This window comes from Streptomyces sp. NPDC005931 (genome assembly GCF_042871235.1).
GTDB lineage: Bacteria > Actinomycetota > Actinomycetes > Streptomycetales > Streptomycetaceae > Streptomyces.
In genome coordinates this window covers 220,849-237,679 of record NZ_JBIAIG010000007.1, presented here as the reverse complement: position 1 = coordinate 237,679, position 16,831 = coordinate 220,849, and the positions used below count along the sequence as shown (strand labels likewise).

The 16,831-nt window shown below is 74.6% G+C and carries 17 protein-coding genes and 1 pseudogene; 5 read left to right on the top strand and 13 right to left on the bottom strand.

All coding sequences use genetic code 11. The features are described from left to right. Positions 1-3 precede the first annotated feature (3 nt). Genes ACFYOV_RS18960 through ACFYOV_RS18920 form a run of 9 tightly spaced genes read right to left on the bottom strand, consistent with a single transcriptional unit; the run spans position 4 to position 7,956 of the window. On the bottom strand, positions 4-681 hold the full coding sequence (locus tag ACFYOV_RS18960; protein ID WP_389089112.1) for a V-type ATP synthase subunit D: 678 nt from the start codon (positions 679-681) through the stop codon (positions 4-6). Then, the gene (locus ACFYOV_RS18955) at positions 678-2,090 is read right to left on the bottom strand and encodes a V-type ATP synthase subunit B (protein WP_389089111.1); all 1,413 of its coding nucleotides are present in this window, start codon (positions 2,088-2,090) and stop codon (positions 678-680) included. The genes ACFYOV_RS18960 and ACFYOV_RS18955 overlap by 4 nt, the downstream gene beginning before the upstream one ends. After that, complete coding sequence (locus ACFYOV_RS18950; protein ID WP_389089109.1) at positions 2,087-3,847, bottom strand: V-type ATP synthase subunit A; 1,761 nt, start codon at positions 3,845-3,847, stop codon at positions 2,087-2,089. Before ACFYOV_RS18950 ends, ACFYOV_RS18955 begins: the two co-directional genes overlap by 4 nt. After that, the gene (locus ACFYOV_RS18945) at positions 3,844-4,371 is read right to left on the bottom strand and encodes a hypothetical protein (RefSeq protein WP_389089108.1); all 528 of its coding nucleotides are present in this window, start codon (positions 4,369-4,371) and stop codon (positions 3,844-3,846) included. The genes ACFYOV_RS18950 and ACFYOV_RS18945 overlap by 4 nt, the downstream gene beginning before the upstream one ends. After that, on the bottom strand, positions 4,368-4,601 hold the full coding sequence (locus ACFYOV_RS18940; protein ID WP_389089106.1) for a hypothetical protein: 234 nt from the start codon (positions 4,599-4,601) through the stop codon (positions 4,368-4,370). The genes ACFYOV_RS18945 and ACFYOV_RS18940 overlap by 4 nt, the downstream gene beginning before the upstream one ends. Further along, positions 4,598-5,014 carry an ATP synthase subunit C gene (locus tag ACFYOV_RS18935; protein ID WP_389089105.1) on the bottom strand — a complete coding sequence of 139 codons (417 nt, stop codon included), beginning with the start codon at positions 5,012-5,014 and terminating at the stop codon, positions 4,598-4,600. Before ACFYOV_RS18935 ends, ACFYOV_RS18940 begins: the two co-directional genes overlap by 4 nt. Then, positions 5,011-6,510, bottom strand: a complete 1,500-nt coding sequence (locus ACFYOV_RS18930) for a V-type ATPase 116kDa subunit family protein (RefSeq protein WP_389089103.1) — start codon at positions 6,508-6,510, stop codon at positions 5,011-5,013. The genes ACFYOV_RS18935 and ACFYOV_RS18930 overlap by 4 nt, the downstream gene beginning before the upstream one ends. Beyond that, complete coding sequence (locus tag ACFYOV_RS18925; RefSeq protein ID WP_389089102.1) at positions 6,497-7,459, bottom strand: hypothetical protein; 963 nt, start codon at positions 7,457-7,459, stop codon at positions 6,497-6,499. Before ACFYOV_RS18925 ends, ACFYOV_RS18930 begins: the two co-directional genes overlap by 14 nt. Further along, positions 7,456-7,956 (bottom strand): hypothetical protein, encoded by a 501-nt coding sequence (locus ACFYOV_RS18920; protein WP_389089101.1) that lies wholly within the window; start codon positions 7,954-7,956, stop codon positions 7,456-7,458. The genes ACFYOV_RS18925 and ACFYOV_RS18920 overlap by 4 nt, the downstream gene beginning before the upstream one ends. 174 nt (positions 7,957-8,130) lie before the next feature. Between ACFYOV_RS18920 and ACFYOV_RS18915 the strand changes: the two genes are divergently transcribed. Further along, positions 8,131-8,991 carry a CBS domain-containing protein gene (locus ACFYOV_RS18915; RefSeq protein ID WP_389089099.1) on the top strand — a complete coding sequence of 287 codons (861 nt, stop codon included), beginning with the start codon at positions 8,131-8,133 and terminating at the stop codon, positions 8,989-8,991. A gap of 44 nt (positions 8,992-9,035) precedes the next feature. Here the strand turns inward: ACFYOV_RS18915 and ACFYOV_RS18910 are convergent, their stop codons facing one another. Both ACFYOV_RS18910 and ACFYOV_RS18905 read right to left on the bottom strand, forming a co-directional pair. Beyond that, positions 9,036-9,275, bottom strand: a complete 240-nt coding sequence (locus ACFYOV_RS18910) for a hypothetical protein (RefSeq protein WP_389089098.1) — start codon at positions 9,273-9,275, stop codon at positions 9,036-9,038. Positions 9,276-9,326: 51 nt separating this feature from the next. Beyond that, entirely contained in the window at positions 9,327-10,379 is a 1,053-nt protein-coding gene (locus ACFYOV_RS18905; RefSeq protein ID WP_389089096.1) for a hypothetical protein, read from the bottom strand. 541 nt (positions 10,380-10,920) lie between these two features. Between ACFYOV_RS18905 and ACFYOV_RS18900 the strand changes: the two are divergent. The 4 genes and pseudogenes from ACFYOV_RS18900 to ACFYOV_RS18885 form a co-directional block, all read left to right on the top strand. Next, positions 10,921-11,256 (top strand): annotated as a pseudogene (locus tag ACFYOV_RS18900) (DUF1876 domain-containing protein); the annotation flags it as partial. Positions 11,257-11,648: 392 nt separating this feature from the next. Next, positions 11,649-12,578, top strand: coding sequence for a DUF1918 domain-containing protein (locus ACFYOV_RS18895; protein ID WP_389089240.1), 930 nt, complete (start codon positions 11,649-11,651; stop codon positions 12,576-12,578). A 76-nt stretch (positions 12,579-12,654) separates the two neighbouring features. After that, complete coding sequence (locus ACFYOV_RS18890) at positions 12,655-13,539, top strand: universal stress protein (RefSeq protein ID WP_389089095.1); 885 nt, start codon at positions 12,655-12,657, stop codon at positions 13,537-13,539. 129 nt (positions 13,540-13,668) lie between these two features. Continuing rightward, positions 13,669-14,415 carry a glucose 1-dehydrogenase gene (locus ACFYOV_RS18885; protein ID WP_389089094.1) on the top strand — a complete coding sequence of 249 codons (747 nt, stop codon included), beginning with the start codon at positions 13,669-13,671 and terminating at the stop codon, positions 14,413-14,415. A 151-nt stretch (positions 14,416-14,566) separates the two neighbouring features. On the opposite strand, the gene ACFYOV_RS18880 is transcribed toward ACFYOV_RS18885, so the two are convergent. Together ACFYOV_RS18880 and ACFYOV_RS18875 are read right to left on the bottom strand one after the other, a co-directional pair. After that, positions 14,567-15,808 (bottom strand): serine hydrolase domain-containing protein, encoded by a 1,242-nt coding sequence (locus tag ACFYOV_RS18880; protein WP_389089092.1) that lies wholly within the window; start codon positions 15,806-15,808, stop codon positions 14,567-14,569. 155 nt (positions 15,809-15,963) lie between these two features. Next, positions 15,964-16,629 (bottom strand): DUF4389 domain-containing protein, encoded by a 666-nt coding sequence (locus ACFYOV_RS18875; protein ID WP_389089091.1) that lies wholly within the window; start codon positions 16,627-16,629, stop codon positions 15,964-15,966. Between the last annotated feature and the right edge of the window lie 202 nt (positions 16,630-16,831).

The following is a 16,831-nucleotide window of genomic DNA, read 5'->3' as shown; positions in this document are numbered from 1 at the left end:
CGGTCACTGCCCGGGCGACCCGCCCGGCTCGGGCCCGCTGACTCGCCCGCCTCCGGAACCGGGAGACCCGCCCGCCCCTGCCGACCATCGTCGCCGTACGCCGTCCTCGTGCTCGGCCTGCTCCAACGCCATTCCGGCCCGGTCCAGCTCCTGCCGCAGCCGGGGAATCCAGTGCCGCCGCAGCGCCCTCACACGATGCCGGGTGCCGACCAGCTCCGCACCGACCAGCCCGGTGGCGGCCCGGACGGCGGCATGCTCGGCGGCCGCACGCACGGCACGACCGTAGGCCGCCTCCGCGTGCAGCAGTGCCGTGTTGGCCGGGGTGGCGGCGCGGGGCGGACGGGCGGGAACGGACACGGAGACCGCCGCCGGACGGCGCACCCCCATGGACGTGGTCCAGCGCACCGAGATCCCGGCGGGGCCCCTCCCCGCCGCCGCTGCCTCGAGAGCCCGTTCGCCGCCCAGCAGCACTCCGCGCAGCAGCCAGCCCTCGGCCTCGGACAGCGCCTCGTGCCAGCGGCGTTCCGCCGCCTCCTGCGCGGCGAGCAGCCGCTCGTGCTCGACCCGCAGCACCCGGAGCTTCTGCTCCAGCAGGCCCGCCCCGCGCTCGGCCACCTCGAGCCTGTGCCGCAGCCTCAGCCGGCCTGCGCGACCCGGAGGCGTACGGCGGACACCGGTCATCCGGGCACCTCCTCCGGCGGGCCGTCGGGATCCGTGGCCCCGTGGCTGTCGAGCATCGCGGCGGGCAGCATGGAGAGCTGACCGCGGGGCAAGGTGAGCAACACCCGCCATCCGCGCTCCAGCGCGGCGTCGAGTGTGCGCGCTTCTTCTCTGCCCTGGTCGGTGAAGTCCCGCAGGAAGGCCTCCTCGAAGTCCAGGTAGCGGCGGTCCGTGGGACTCAGCGCCGCCTGACCCACGAGGTCGGCCAGGTCCCGGACCTGCCGGGCCCGGGCCAGCGCGGCCAGCAGTTGTGCCGCGACGTCCAGGTGGTCGTCACGGGTACGGCCGGGGCCCGCCCCCTTGCGCATCAGGCGGGACAGGGACGACAGCGCGTCCAGCGGCGGATACACGCCCCGGGCGTGCGTCTCGGCCGAGAGCACGATCTGTCCCTCCGTGATGTAACCGGTCAGGTCCGGCACGGGATGCGTGATGTCGCCCGCCGGCATGGTGAGCACCGGCAGCACGGTCACCGAGCCGGGACGGCCGCGGATGCGTCCGCAGCGTTCGTACAGGGAGGCCAGGTCGCTGTAGAGGTAGCCCGGGTAGGCACGGCGGGCCGGGATCTCGCCGCGTGCCGCGGACACCTCGCGCAGCGCCTCCGCGTACGTGGTCATGTCGGTCATCACCACCAGCACGTGCCGCCCCTCGGCGAAGGCGAGGTGCTCGGCGACGGTGAGCGCGATCCGCGGGGTGAGGATGCGCTCGATCACCGGATCGTCGGCGGTGTTCTGCAGGAGTACCAGCTCCCCGGCCGCGGACCGTTCCTCGAGGGCGTCGCGCACGAAGGACGCGTCGGCGTGGGTGAGACCCATCCCGGCGAAGACGACGCCGAACGCCTCACCGGCGACCGTGGCCTGTGCGGCGATCTGGGCGGCCAGCTCCAGGTGCGGAAGACCGGCCACCGAGAACACCGGAAGCTTCTGGCCCCGCACCAGCGTGGCCAGGGCGTCGACGGCCCCGACACCGGTGAGCACCGCCTCGGACGGAGGTTCCCTTCGCAAGGGGTTGAGGGGAGCGCCGCCCACCTCGGCGTCGAGCCCGGACAGGACCGGCGGGCCCCCGTCGAGCGGCTCGCCCCGGCCGTTGCAGACCCGGCCCAGCCATTCCGTCCCGACGGGCACGCGCAGCGGGCTGCCGGAGAAGGCCACCCGCACGCCGCGCGGGTCCGCCCCCGCCGTGCCCTCCAGCACCTGAACCACCGCCAGGTCGCGGTCGGCCTCCAGGACCACGCCGTGCCGGCGCTCACCCGACTCGAGGGTGATGTCCGCGTACTCGTCCCAGCCCACGCCCGACACCCCCTCGACGACCGCGAGCGGGCCCCGCAGTTCGCGCACCGACGTGTACGCGATGCCACCACCGGACGGGTTCACGACCGCACCTCCTCCAGCCCGGCGAGCAGAGCGTCCCGGCGGGCCGCCACCCCGGCGGCGTCGTGCGGGCCGCTCTCCTCCCGGGCACGCACCAGGGGTCCGAAGTCCACGGCCTCCACTGTGGACGCAGGGACGCCGGAGTCCACCAGTTCGCGGCAGCGCCCGACGACCGCGAGCACGGCGTCGGCCAGGGCGGCCGTCTTCTCGGGGGCGCAGTACGCGTCCCGCGGCGACAGCGCGCTCTGCTGCAGCACACCCTCCCGCACCAGCCGGCCCGCGAGCACACTGATCCGTTCCCGGGGCGGCAGGGCGGTGATCCCGATCAGGTCCACCAGGTCGGCGAGTCGGTCGGCCTCCGCCAGCACGCCCCCCACCCGGTCCCGCCGCAGGGCCCACGCCCCATCGCCGGCCGCGCGGTGACCCTCGGCCAGGACCGGGACGTCCCGGGAGAAGGACCCCGCCCAGGAGACCGCCGGATAGTGGCGGGCATAGGCGAGATCACGGTCGAGGGTCCACAGACAGCGCACGAAGCGTTCCGTGTGCGCGGTCACCGGCTCGGTCATGTCCCCGCCCGGCGGGGACACGGCGCCGATCACCGTCACCGACCCGCGGTCGCCCCCGAGAGTGGTCACGGCGGCGGCCCGCTCGTAGAACGCCGCGATGGAGGACGCCAGCCCCGCGGGGTAGCCCTCCTCGGCGGGCAGCGCTCCCGTGCGTGAGGCGAACTCGCGCAGCGCCTCCGCCCAGCGGGAGGTCGAGTCGGCGATGACCACGACGTCCAGTCCCATGTCCCGGAAGTACTCGGCGACCGTCATGCCCGTGTACACGCTCGCCTCACGGGCCATCATCGGCATGTTGGAGGTGTTGGCGATCGTCACGGTACGGTCCGCCAGGGGGCCGCCGGTGCGCGGATCTTGCAGTTCCGACAGTTCGGTGATGACGTCGGCCATCTCGTTGCCGCGTTCCCCGCAGCCGACGTACACGATGACGTCCGCGTCGCACCACTTGGCGATCTGCTGGAGCAGCATCGTCTTGCCGGTGCCGAAGCCGCCGGGCACCGCGACCGTACCGCCGCGCGCCACGGGGAAGAGCAGATCGATCACCCGCTGTCCGGTGCCGAGTGCCTCCCGGGTGCGGACGCGTTCGCGCACGGGGCGCGGCCGGCGCACCGGCCACACCGGGCCGAGCGTCACGTCGACGCCGTCCACCACCGCCACCACCGCGTCCGGAGGGTGTTCTCCGGCACTGGCGATCTCCTCCACCGTGCCACCACAGCCGGGCGGCACGAGCACCCGAACCGGCACCGGCCCCGTGCCCCGTAGCTCCCCGAGCGCCTGCCCCTCGGCGACCTGCTCGCCGCCGGCCACCAAGGGGGAGAAGGCCCACACTCCGTCCCCGGCCGCGCCGAGCTGCGCCGTGGGCAGCAGCCAGTCCCCGGCGCCGGCCAGAGGACGCAGCAGACCGTCGAAGATCCCACCGAGGAGCTGCGGGCCGAGTCGGACCGAGAGCGGACGGCCCTCCGGCCGGACCGGCTGCCCGGGCGCCAGCCCGCCGGTGTACTCGTACGCCTGCACGGTCACCACGTCACCGGTGATGGCCACCACCTCGCCGGGCAGCCCGGCCGGGCCGATCGCCACCTGGTCGTGCATGGCGATGCCGGCCGTGTACTCCACCTCGACCAGCGGCCCCGTGACACGCAGGATCCGGCAGGCCGCCCGCCCGAGGGACGTCCGGTGGATCCCGGCGGACTCCGTCATGGCTCCCACAGGTGCCGCACCTCCGCCCCCATCCGGTCCAGGGCCCGCTCGGCCAGCGTGGTCAGCGAGAAGTCGACCCGTCTGCCCGGCGCCCGGGCCACCACGCCGCCGTCGGGGTGCCCGCTCACCTCTGCCCCGGGCCCCAGCAGGGCACGGGCCCGCTCCTCCAGCCGTTCGCGCAGCAAGGCGCCCTCGGCCGTGTCGCGCAGTTGCCCGACCCGCTCGGCCGCCGTGCGGCGCAAGTCCTCGTACGCTTCCCGGCGCACGGTGAGGGCACGGGCCCGGGCCTCGCGCCGGGCCGCGACGAGCAGGCCGCGGGCCGCGGCCACGCCGTCCGCCTCGCCCAGACGCCGTGCCTCGCCGAGGATCGTGCGGGCCTCGGTCCTGGCCCGCTCAAGCCGGGCAGCGTCCTCTGCGGCGGCGCGGGCCAGGATCTGCTCGGCGTCGGCGCGAGCCGCCCGCAGCACTTCCGCCCGCACCGGGGCCAGCGCCTCCGCGGCGCGGTCGGCGACGGGGCGCGTCATGACGGCATCACCGTGATCAGCGGGCCGCGGGGCCCGGACGGCTCCGTGCGGACTCCCAGCGCCTCGGCCGCCGCGGGGGTGAGGACGACCAGGTCGACGCCGTCCGGCAGCGCCCGCCAGCTCCGGCGTACGGCAGTGGCGTCCTCGGCGGCCAGGACGAGCACGCCGGCCAGTGCCAGCCCGGCCACCCGGCTGCGCTCGCCGATGGCGGCGACCCGGCCCACGGTCACGCCTGCCCGATGAGGATGATCGCGACCACCAGTCCGTAGATGGCGATGCCCTCGGCCAGGCCGACGACGACCATGGCCCGGCCGAACAGCTCGGGTCGCTCGCTGAGCGCGGCGAGCGCCGCCGCACCGGTGTAGGCCACGGCGATGCCCGCTCCGATCGTCGAGCCGGCCACCGCGATCGCGGCACCGATCAGGGCGGCGGAGCCGGACCCCGAGTCCTCGGCCGCGGAGGTCGCGGCCTCGGCGGACCCGCCGCCGAGCGCCAGGGTCAGGACCACGGTGGCGGCCGCCAGGAGCACGGCGTCGGCGGTGACCATCCACCACAGCGCCGTCCGGCCCGAGCGCCGCAGCGCCAGCCGTACGGCGACGAATCCCGCCGCGACGACGGGCAGGGCCAGGAACCAGGTGATCACAGTGCCTCCTCCGTGGCCGGGCCGGTCCGCGCGGACCGCGCCGGAGCGGGCGGCGCCGCGCCGACGGCCGCACCGGTGGGGTGCCGCACAGGTAGCTGCCAGGGTCTGAAGGGGCGGCCCTCGTTCTCGAAGAGCCGGGAGAACAGCTCGTAGAACTCCAGGCGCAGCGCTTGGACACCCGCCACCAGCGCCTCCAGCGTGAACGCCAGGGCGTTGCCCGTGAGGAACAGCAGCGCCGCGGCGACGACGCCGGGCGGGCCCCGTCCCGCCAGGGCTGCCGTGCCCTCCCAGACGATCCCGGCGAGTGCCGCATGGGTCATCCCGAAGGCCGCGAGCCGCGCGAAGGAGACGACGTTCGAGCCGATCCGCACCACGACGTCGAAGAGCTGTATGCCGGTCTGCACGGCCCCGCCCGGACCGCCCGCCGTCGCCGCGTACAGTCCCCTGCCCGCCAGCGCCAGCCCCAGGACGGCGACGGCGGCGCCCCCGAGGCCGTACCCCGGCCGTCCGAGCCACAGGAAGCCGACGAGGGCGGCGAGACCGAGGAAGACGGCGGCCCCGGCGACGCCGGTCGTCGCGTACAAGGCGGCCACCGGCCCGCCCTCCCGCCATCGGTTGACGATCCCGGCGGCGTAGGCGGCGGCGAGCAGCACGGACCCCAGTGCCACGGCGGCGGTCAGCAGCCGCATGGGCTCCTGAAGGGGCTCCAGCCACAGCACGGGCAGGACCCCGGTGGGGCCGAAGAACTCACCGTACGCCACCCCCGCCAGGGTGGCGGCCAGACCGGCCGCGGCGACGAACGGCCACAGGGGGCGCAGCGCCGCCGCCCGGCGCGGCCGTCCCGCCCGCAGCAGGAGGGCGGCGGCGACCAGCAGCAGTCCGTGCCCGGCGTCGCCGAACATCACGCCGAACATCACCACATAGACGACTCCGGCCGCCATCGTCGGATCGAGGTCGGCGTACGGCACGGTGCCGTACGTGCTGACCAGGGGGGTGAAGGAACGGCGCAGCGGCCTCGCCGCGCATGCAGGAGGAGCGGCGTCCGCCCCGGCCAGCAGGGTCGGCGGCGTGACCCCCGGCGGCGTCCGCAGCGGGACCAGCGTGCCTCCGGCCCCGGCGAGCCGGGCCGCCGTCGCGCCCACCGCCCCCTCGGGACACCACCCGGCCAGCGCCGCCACCGAGCCGTGCCGCACCGCGCCGGCGAGCCGTTCCTCGAGCTCCGCCTCACCGGCCAGCAGGTCCGTGCGGCCTTCCCGTTCGAGGCTCTCGATGTCGGGGGGCGTCCGACTGAGCACGGCCCGGACCGGCGCGGAGCGCAGCCGCTGCAGCCGTGCCGCTGCGGGCCCGCGGATGTCCGGCCCCGGATCACGGGCCAGGTCGAGCTCCACGCAGCCCGCCTCGGCGATCCGCACCAGGGTCTCCCGCAGCGCGGCCTGTGGGGCCACCACGGCCACCCTGCGCATCCGCACCGGGACGGCCGTCTCAGCCCGGAACACCGAGGACCTCCCCCGGTCCGCCACGGGGTCCGCCTCCCCGGTCCGCCAGCTCGAGGGCGCCCCGGGTCCGCCACGCGTCCACGGACAGCAGGGCCACCGCCCCCACCACCGGTGGTGGACCGAAGCGGGACCGGCGCAGCAGCTCCCGGCCGTCCTGCTCGACCGCATCCCACCACCGTGCCTCCGCCCGCCACAGATCCGCCGCCCGGCCGACGTCCTCCAGCAGCCACCGTGCGGTGTCCGGCAGCGCCTGCCGGAAGTCCGGATACGAGGTCGCGCCCACCGCGCGCGCCCCCAGAACCCGGGCCGCCCGGCGCACCGAGACGTCCGGAAGGCGGCGGTCGGCGACGAACATCTCGCGCCCGAACAGCAGCGCCAGCCGCGCCGCCGCCCAGCGTGCCGCGCCCGGGACGTCCGCGGCGAGCCGTATCGCCGCGGACACCCGCATCCCGGTGGCGACCGCGGCCGGCGAGTCGTCCCCGGGGTCGCCCCACAGGGAGGACGCCAGCGCCGCGCGCAGCTCCGCCGGCGTGCGGGTGCGCGCCAGCCGCGGCCAGGCCGTCGCCAGGGCCCCCAGACGATAGGGCGGCGGGTCGGTGAGGCCGCCGTCCGGTGCTCGTGGACCGCCGACGAGGGTCTCCACATGGCGTTCGGTGTTGGAGATCTCGAAGCCCGTGGCCAGGGCCCGTACGACGTTCGTGCCGGTGCCCGGCTGCCACCCGGCCAGGATCCGCAGGTGCCACAGCAACGCCGCCGACACCGCGCGCTGGGCTTGCGCCGGGGTGGCGCCCGGAATGATGTCACGCCGGTACGGGCTGGCCGCCAGGTGACGCAGCGCGTCGTCGAGCGAGCCGGCCGAGGCCACGATGCCGATGCCCTCGGGGCCCAGGCACCTGGTCCGCAGCGCACGAGCCCGGGTCGCGCCCGCGACCCATCCGGCGCCGGTCACCGATCGTCCTCCTCGGGCCCGTCCCGGCCCGGTGCCCGCCGTCCCCGCGGCCGGGTGGCGGGGAGCGCACCCGCCATGGCGTCCGTCAGCACCGTCGCGCGCACGCGGTCGGCGAGAGCGGGCATCCGGCCGCGGGCGCGAGCGGCGACGCCGGCCACCTCGCGTTCCGCCCGGGTGCGGACCACCGCCGCCTCCGCCTCGGCGGCCCGCACGGTGCGTTCGGCAGTGCGCGTCCGGACCCGTTGTGCTTCCCGGTGCGCCTCGGCCACGATCTCCCGGGCCCGCTGTTCGGTTTCGTCCCTGCGGGCCGCCGCCTGGGCCCCGGCCTGCTCGCGGATGAACCGTGCCTCCGCCTGTACCTGTTCCAGCAGGAGGAGCGGCGGGGCGAGTTCCGCGCGCAGCTCGGCGGAGCGGTCCGCCGGGACGCCGACGGGCGCGGCCCCGCCGGGCGACGCCACGGGGCGGAAGCGTCGCAGCAAGCTGCGGAAACCAGCCACGAACCCTCCTTCGGAAGGCGCGATCCCGATTCTCAGTGTCCACGCCGGGCGCGAGCATGTCGCGCCGTGCCGGGCCATCCGTCCCCGACAGGGGACCGTTCGGCCCGCGGGCTCCACCGGTGGATCGATGTCAGACTGACGCCGTAGACGCAGGCGTGTCCCTGGGAGGCAGCCGTGAGCAACCACGAGCACCGCACTGCGGAGCAGCAGGCCCGCCGCGCCACACCGGGCCGGCACTGGACTCCGCAGGAACAATTGCACCAGGACGCCCTGGGCCGCTACCTCGTGGCGATCGCGGGCGCGGCGTCGGCGAAGAGCACCGAGGAACGAGGATCCGCTCCCGGCGAGGCGAGTGCCGCGCCCTCCGCGCCCGCCGTGGCGGAGGTGCCCGCCAAGGAGCCGGCGGTCCTGCGCGTGCGGGACGTGATGCAGGTCCCGGCGGTCTCCGTGCCCGGCGACATGCCCTTTCTGGACGTCGCACGCACCCTCGCCCGTGAGCGGCTGAGCTCCGTGCCGGTCGTCGACGCGGACGATCACGTGATCGGTGTCGTCTCGGAGTCCGATCTGCTGGCCAAGGCCGCCGTGACGGCCGAGCCGCGGCGGCACGGCCCGGTCGGGAGGCTGCGGCAGCACCGGCTCTACGACAAGAGCCACGGCGACACCGCGGCCACCCTGATGACCTTCCCCCCGGTCACCGTGCACCCGGCGCAACGCGTGGCGGACGCCGCGTGGACGGCCGCCCACCGCCGGCTGAAGAGGCTTCCGGTGACCGACTACCACGGCCGGCTCGTCGGTGTGGTGAGCCGGCGCGACCTGCTGCAGGCCCTGGTCCGTGACGATGCCGACATCCTGGCCGAGGTCGAGTCGCTCGTCGGGCGTCACCTCGCGGAGCCGGGCACGGTCGAGGTGGTCGTGGAGAACGGCGTGGTGACGATGACGGGCCGGCCGGACAGTGCCGCCCTGCCGGAACTGCTCGCGTCGGTGCGGGACGTCGACGACGTCGTCGACGTCGTGGCCCGGTTCGGGACGAACTGAGCCGTCAACGCCGGGGGCGGCGCGGGCCGCGCGGGTACACGGCCTCACGGTGATGCCGTCTCGTCCGCGCCGTCGGCGCCACTCCGTCCACCCTCCACCTCACCGGTGAGCCGGGTGGCCAGACGGTAGGCGACGGTGACGTCGCGGTACTCCCGGCCGGCGACGACCCCATGGGGAAGTCGGGTCCGCTCGCTGCGACTCGTCGACTCCCGCACCCCGTCGCCGGGGAAGCCGACGGCCGTCCGCGGTTTGTTTGCGAAGCGGAGACGTTCGGCGCGGACCACCGACCGCAACGAGATGTCCCACAGCCGGCTGCCCGTTCCCGCCGCCTCCGTTCAGGGTGGCTCCTCCCGCTCTTCCGGGGGGCGGCGGCGACGGGGCCGCGGTGGCGACTCCCCGTCCTCGGCGCGTACCCGGCGCTTGCGGGTACCTTCCTTCCCCGCGTCGGTCCGTTCCCGGACCGCCGGCCTGCGCACCTTCCGGCGTCCGGCGGGCTCGGCCTCGGTTCGGCGCGCGGTGCCGGCCGCCGTGTCCGGGACGTCCGCGACGGCGTGTCCGCCCTCCCGCACCGTGTCGCCCGCCGCTTCGGCCGCGCCCACGGCCGTCCCGGCCACTCCTGCGACGGTGCCGCCCCCGGCCTCGCCGGCCGTCCGGGCCACCTGCCCCGCCGCACCGCCGACGCCTCCGACCGCGTGCCCGGCGCCAGTGCCGACGTCTCCGACCGCGCGTCCGGCGCCAGTGCCGACGTCTCCGACCGCGCGTCCGGCGCCACTGCCCAGATCCTCCACGGCTGCTCCGGCTGCGTGGCCGACATCCTCCGCCACCGAGCCGACACCGCGGCCCACGTCCTCGACGGCGGCCCCGGCGCCCCGGCCGACGTCCTGGACGGCCCGTCCGGCCCCCGTCCCCAGTTCACCGACGGCCTGGCGTGCTCCGCCGCCGACGTCCCGGACGGCGGACCCGACCCCCCGCGCCAGCTCGTGGAGAATCTCGGGGTTGCGATCGAGCGTGGTCAGCACCCGGCCGATGATCGACGAGACGTTGTCGAGACGTACCTTGAGCTGGGCCTGTGCCTCCACGCCCGAGATGCCCAGGTGCACCCGGCCGAGCGTGACGTCGGCCCCCACGTTCAGCTTCAGCAGGTCCAGCACCTCGGCCTGCAACGAGACGTGCGCCCGCAGGTTCTCGACGTCGAGGTCGATCTCGTCGACCTTCAGCACCGGAACGTCGAGAAAGACGTCGGGGTTCGGATCGGCCACCGCACGCCCGTCGGCCGGCTGACCGTCGTCGTACGGCTCGGCCTCGCTGTACTCGGTGTACTCCGTGTCCCCGGCGTCCTGGGCGTCCTGGGCGTCGAGTACGTCGTCGTCCCGGTCGTGCTTTTCCACGCGCCCCTCGGCATTTGCGGCGCTGTCGTCCATCACCGTGCCTCCACGGACTCGCCGGGCATTTCGGCCATTGTGATCCCGTACGGGGCTCCGCGCGCGGTCACTGCCGCCGCGGCAGGTGAGGCGGGGGCCGAGCGACCGTGGGCGTTCTCGCCGAGGAGTGACGAGGGGTGGGCCCGCGCCGCGCCGCCCCGGCCCGGCCGGCGCCGCGCCGCCCCGGCCGGGCCCCGTGACGCGGCCGCTCACCGTGCGGCGGCCGCAGGCGCCGCTTGTCGCACCGGCGTCGGCGACCGATGACCCCGGCCCGGCCTCATGCGGAGGCGGCGGTGTCGCGGCGTGCCCGGGCAGTGGAGGGGACGTGCGGGCGGGTGGAGCGCACGGGCGGGTGGTGACGACCGGCTGCATGGCGGCGGCCTCCGCCTCGTACGAAGCTGGACGGGACGGCCGAGGGGCGGACCGATCCGGGTCGTTCGGCCGCCGTCGGCCACCGGAGGCGGCCCTTGTCGCCTCGAGGAGGACCCGAATCCCCGCGCGACGTGTGCGGGACAGGGTGAGGGGAACGGCCCGGCGCATCGGATCGAGGAGGACAGCGATGCCGCACACGACGGAATGGACGGTCCGGGTTCACCTCTTCGAGGACGGGGGCACGACGAAGGCGCACGCGGTCCTGGACACCGGGACCACGGCGCTGACCGCCCGGGGTACGGCGCACTGCAACCCGGTCGACACGGACGTGCCCGAGATCGGGGACGAACTGGCCGCGGGACGCGCCCTGCAGAACCTCGCTCAGCAGCTCCTGGCCACCGCCGAGCGCGACATCGGCGGAATGGGCGCCTCCCGGCCGGCCGCGGAGCGGAACGCCGGCTGGCCCACGTGACCGCCGGTCGCCCCGCGGACGGCGGGGGCCACGCGTGAGCACGGGCTGCTGCCTGGGCCGTTGCTCGCGGACGGTGCCTCCGCCGTATGGACGCACCCTCGTTCGCCGTTCCCGGGCCGCTCGGGCCAGTCGGTCCTCGCGCCGTGCCGGAGCATTGCTCGGTAGAGGTACGGGGGCCGACACGTGCCACGCGGCATCCGTCACTGCCGGCGTGGGCGCGTCGGGGGCGCCTCCCATGGAGACACCCCCGAGCCGGTCGGGGGCCGCCGCCAGGTGCAGCCGGACCGCGACGGGACCACCGTTCCCCCCGACAGGGCCCGTTCGCCCCATGCGGTGCCGTGCCGGGCGTGGCAGGTTGGATACAGCGCTTCCGCGAGGAGAGGGCGGCGATCATGCGAGCTCACCTCGGTGACCACCTCGTCATCGAAAGCCCGGCGACCGGCGCCACCAGGCGCGACGGCGAGATCGTCGGACTGCACCACGCCGACGGCACACCTCCCTACGACGTGCGCTGGTCGGACACGGAGCAGGTCACCCTCGTCTTCCCCGGGCCCGATGCGCACATCCGGCACCTCGGGCACGAGACACCCCGCGGGGGGCCGGGCACGTCCGCGCCCGTCGCGGGCCGGCCGGACGGCCCGCCGGACACGATCGCGCCGGCGGGAAACCTCCCCAATCCCGGGGACGTCGGCCGACGCGTGGCGGCCGAACGCCGCCGACGAGGGCTCAGCCGGGAGGAGACGGCTCGCCGTGCCCGTATCACGCCCGACTATCTGGCCTATCTGGAGGAGCAGCCGGCCGACCCCTCCACGGGGACGCTGCTGGCCCTCGCCGCGGTACTCGGCACCACCGTCGGTTCCCTGCGCGGGGGAGGCACGGGCCTGCCACCGGGGCAGGGCAGTGCCCTGCCCCACCCGCAGTTGCTCGAACTCGGCCCCGAGGAGTGCCTGGCGCTGCTGTCCACGCACGGTGTGGGGCGCGTCGCGGTGACGCGGCCCGAGGGCCCGGCGGTGGTTCCGGTCAACTACGAGGTCGTCGACGGCACCATCGCCTTCCGGACCGCGCCACGCTCCGTACCCGCTGCGGCCGTCGGCACGGAGGTCGCCTTCGAGGTCGACCACGTGGACGAGGCCCTGAGTCAGGGCTGGAGCGTGCTCGCCGTCGGCCCCGCCAGCGTCGTCACCGAACCCGGCGCCGTGCGTGAGCTGAGCCGGCGGGCCCACAGCGCACCGTGGGCGGGCGGTGCGCGGGAGATGTGGGTGACGATCCGGCCCATGAGCCTGACCGGCCGCCGCATCGGTGAGGCCGAGGGTGAGCGGTGACACCGAACCGCACGGGGTCAGGACCGCAAGGACCAGTTGAGTCCGGCAGTGACCGGGCAGGAAGGTGGCGGTGAGCATGGATCTTCCCCTCGTGGTGGGGATCGACGGGTCGGACTCCAGCCTGCGGGCCGTGGACTGGGCGGTGGACGAGGCCGCCCGCCTAGGCCTGCCGCTGCGGCTCGTCCACGGCTCCCTGTGGGAGCGGTACGAGGGCGGCCGGCCCTCCTTCGGAACGGGCCGCCCGGCCGAGGAGGTCCAGGTCGAGCACATCGCCGCGTCCGCCGTCGAACGCGCACGGTTGCGCAACCCGGAGATCAAGGTGTCGAGCGACATCCTGCCCGACGACGCCGTGTCCGTACTGCTGCACGCCGCTCACACGTCCAGCGCCGTGGTCATCGGTTCGCGCGGCCGCAGCGGCCTCGCCGGAATGCTCCTGGGTTCGGTCGGCCTCGCGGTGGCGGCCCGCGCCGTGTGCCCGGTCGTCGTGGTCCGGGGCGGGGACCAGCAACGGCAGGGCGCCTTCGGCCGGGTGGTGGTCGGAGTCGGCGACTCCGCCGAGGCCGCGACGGCCGTACGGTTCGCCGCGCGCGAGGCCGCCGCGCGCGGTGGTGCCCTGCACGCCGTACGGGCCTGGCGCCGTCCGGCCCACGAGCACATGGACCACCCGCTCATCGCCGACGACGCCGTCAGTTCCCAGGAGGAGGGGGCCTCGGCGCTCCTGTCCGAGGTGCTGAGCGACGCGGCCCGGGACGACGCGGGCCTCGATGAACTCGAGGTGCACCGCCGGACCGTCGAGGGCCCCGCCCACCGGGTTCTGGTGGACGCGTCCTCGGAGGCGGACCTGGTCGTCGTGGGGGCGCTTCGGCACCAGGGCCACTTCGGGCTGCAACTGGGCAGGGTGGCCCACGCGTTGCTGCACCACGCCGCCTGCCCGGTGGCGGTGGTGCCGCAGCGGGCATGACCGCCGTACCGTGCCGACGACGCGGGGCTCCGCGGTCCGGCACCCGCGGACACCCGCGGAACGGCAGCAGCATCCGCACGCGGCCGAACGGGCTCCGGCCCTCGGCACGCCATGGTTGAGGAGGTCACGATGGGACGGCTCGACGAACGGGTGGCGATCGTCACCGGAGGGTCCAGAGGCATCGGCGCCGCCGTCGCCCGGTTGTTCGCAGCCGAGGGCGCGGCCGTGGTGGTCGCCGACGTCCTGGACGACGAGGGGGAGAGGCTGACGGCGGAACTCGGTGCCCCGGCCCGTTACGCACACCTGGACGTCAGCAGTGAGGACGGATGGCAGACGGTCGTGCGGGAGACCGAGAGTTCCCTGGGACCGGTCTCGGTGCTCGTCAACAACGCCGGGATCGTCGAGTGGGGAAGCGTGGAGGAGCAGAGCCCGGAAGCGTTCCGCCGGGTCATCGACGTCAACCTCCAGGGCCCGTGGCTGGGGATGCGCACGACCGCACCGTCGCTGCGCCGGGCCGGCGGCGGGGTGATCGTCAACATCTCCTCGATCGCCGGTATGACGGGATACGCGGGCATCGCCTCGTACGTCGCCAGCAAGTGGGGTGTGCGCGGGCTGACCAAGGCGGCGGCGCTCGACCTGGCCCCGGACATCCGGGTCTGCTCCGTCCACCCCGGCGTGGTGCGCACGGCGATGACGGCCGACTTCGACGACTCCTTCACGGCCGCCCAGCCCCTTCCGCGGTTCGGGGAGCCCGAGGAGGTGGCCCGCATGGTGCTGTTCGTCGTCGCCGACGCCACGTTCTCGACCGGAGTGGAGTTCGTCCTGGACGGTGGAGTCACGGTCGGCCCGCCCGCCGCCCCCGGCGCAGCCCAGTGACGCCGTAGTCGCACGTGGGGCGGCGGGTCGCGGATCGCCTGGCGTCCCTCCTGGTGGTCACCGCCTGCCGCTCCCGTCCGCCGGCGTCCGCCGGGAAGCGGCAGGCGTTTCCCGTCCGCCGGCGTCCGCCGGGAAGCGGCAGGCGTCCCGCTCACCTGGCCGCCGGCTGAGCGGGCAGGTCGAAGACGTGGTCCGGGGAGATGATCTTCGTGATCGCGTTGCCGAAGAGCGTGCTGGGCTCCTGGCCCCGGTGGTCGATGTCGGTGTTCAGCACCACGACCAGGGTGGCCTGCACGGAGGGGAGATGGACGGTGAGCGACTCATAGCCCGGCAGCGAGCCGTTGTGCCCGATCCAGCCCTGCACGTCGAATATGCCGAGGCCGTACCCGCTGCCCGGGATCGGCGTCGAGGGCGTGGTGAGGCGCTCCTTCTGGAGAGCGGGACTGATCAGCCTGTCGCCGTTGGGTAGTTGACCGGTGGCCACGGTGCGCGCCCACACCCGCAGATCGCCGAGCCGGGAGATCATCGCACCGGCCGCCCACCCCCACGACGGGTTCCAGTCGGCCGCGTCCTCGACCCGGCCCGTGGCGGTCTGGTCCGTGTAGCCCTGCGCGTGCGGGGTCGGGAATTCACTGCCGGTCGGGAACAGCGTGTGATCCAGGCCGGCCGGGTCGAGGATGGTGTCGTTGATGTAGTCCGCCAGCGACCGGCCGGAGATCCTCTCCACGACCAGGCCGAGCAGGATCAGGTTGGTGTTGCAGTAGGAGAACTTCTCGCCCGGCTGGAACAGCACGGGGTGCCGGAAGGCGTAGTCGAGCAGTTGGCGCGGTGTGAACGGCCGGTACGGGTCGGACGTCAGCGCCTTGAAGAAGCCCTCGTCCTCGGAGTAGTTGAACAATCCACTGCGCATACCGGCCAGTTGGCGCAGGGTGATCCTGTCGCCGTTCGGAACCCCTTCGACGTATTGGCCGATGGTGTCGTCCAGCCCGATCCTGCCCTGGTCGACCAGCTCCAGCAGCGCGGTGACCGTGAACGTCTTGGTCTCGCTGCCGATGCGCATGGAGAGGTTCGGTGTCATCGCCCGGCCGGTGTTCCGGTCGGCGACGCCGAAGGACTTCACGTACGCGCCCCGGTCCGGCGTCCACACGCCCACGGTGACTCCGGGAACGTTCGCCTCCCGCATGACCCGCTGTACGGCGGCGTCGAGTTGGCGCCGCACGGCCGGGGTGAGTTCACGCACCTCGTCCCCGGAGGGGGAGGGCGAGGGCTGTTCGACGGCCGGGGCGGCGGGCGGCAGCGAACCGGCGGCCCCTCCCGCGGCGGGCACCGCGAGCAGCGCCGTCGTGAGGGCCGCGACGACCCCGCTGCGCAGCCGCGTGGACGGGTGTGTCATGGGGCTACTCCCGCCTGAGGAGACGTGCGCCGCAGACCGGGCCGCCTGGGCGAAGCCGGCAGCGACCCCATCAGGACCAGCATAGAAGGCCCCGTGTACGGTCGCCTGTCGAGCCCAGCGGGGCCGTGAGGCAGCGGTCGGCGCGGTCCGCCGGGTCAGCCCGCTCCCGCCCGTGCGGGGGCGGGATCCGGGCCGCCCATGTCGAGCCGGAAGGGCGGGTACTGGTCGGTCATCAGCGCGGCGTAGGCGCTGACCCGGGCAACCCACCGCGCAAGTCCCATGATGAGGTCGAAAAGATGCCCGGGATAACGGGACTTGACCGCGAGGACGATCACGGCGACCAGTGACAGGAAGGGAATGAGTCCGCTGTAACGCCAGCCGTCGTCGCTGCCCCAGCCGCCGACGAGGATCCCGACGACGATGTACTGGGGAATCGCCAGTAGCCACCACTTCACCAGGACGAGTCCGCGGGAGAGACGCTCGGGGTACTCGACGTCGAAGTGGGCCGGGTAGTCCTTCACCTCGGCGAGGGTGAAGGGCGGGTAGCGGTCGGTGCCCAGGGCGGTGTGGGCGTAGTAGCTGACACGCCAGTTCCAGCGCATCACCCCGACGTTGAAGTCGAACAGCGCCCGGGGATAACGGCCGGTGAAGAGAATGGCGAAGAACGCGACGATCGTCACCAGCACGAACGCGATCCACAGGAAAAACAGCACGATGTAGTGGGGAAGAGCGAGAAGCCACTTGACCAGCCACATCCACCGGGAAAGCCGGGGATCGACGGACGCCTCGATACGTACGGCTGACGTCGTGACAGGAATCATCGGGGCACAACTCCTTCCGGTGTCCCGGGCGGCGGGGATCCCGCCGTCGTGATCACCGCTCACCGACTCAGCCTCGCACGTGTGGTGAAAGGCCGCGAATCGGGCGCGGCGGCTGTACGCGCCGGTCCACCTCCGGCTGTACGCCGCGCGACACGGGACGCCGGCGCGGCGCCCCCGCTCCCGGCGACGGCCGTGCGGGCAG

What these genes read in the sequence shown, in the direction of transcription:
- ACFYOV_RS18960 (WP_389089112.1), bottom strand. Translation starts at nt 681, where the DNA reads ATGACCGGTGTCCGCCGTACGCCTCCGGGTCGCGCAGGCCGGCTGAGG.
- ACFYOV_RS18880 (WP_389089092.1), bottom strand. Translation starts at nt 15,808, where the DNA reads ATGACACACCCGTCCACGCGGCTGCGCAGCGGGGTCGTCGCGGCCCTC.
- ACFYOV_RS18885 (WP_389089094.1), top strand. Translation starts at nt 13,669, where the DNA reads ATGGGACGGCTCGACGAACGGGTGGCGATCGTCACCGGAGGGTCCAGA.
- ACFYOV_RS18875 (WP_389089091.1), bottom strand. Translation starts at nt 16,629, where the DNA reads ATGATTCCTGTCACGACGTCAGCCGTACGTATCGAGGCGTCCGTCGAT.
- ACFYOV_RS18945 (WP_389089108.1), bottom strand. Translation starts at nt 4,371, where the DNA reads ATGACGCGCCCCGTCGCCGACCGCGCCGCGGAGGCGCTGGCCCCGGTG.
- ACFYOV_RS18950 (WP_389089109.1), bottom strand. Translation starts at nt 3,847, where the DNA reads ATGACGGAGTCCGCCGGGATCCACCGGACGTCCCTCGGGCGGGCGGCC.
- ACFYOV_RS18890 (WP_389089095.1), top strand. Translation starts at nt 12,655, where the DNA reads ATGGATCTTCCCCTCGTGGTGGGGATCGACGGGTCGGACTCCAGCCTG.
- ACFYOV_RS18895 (WP_389089240.1), top strand. Translation starts at nt 11,649, where the DNA reads ATGCGAGCTCACCTCGGTGACCACCTCGTCATCGAAAGCCCGGCGACC.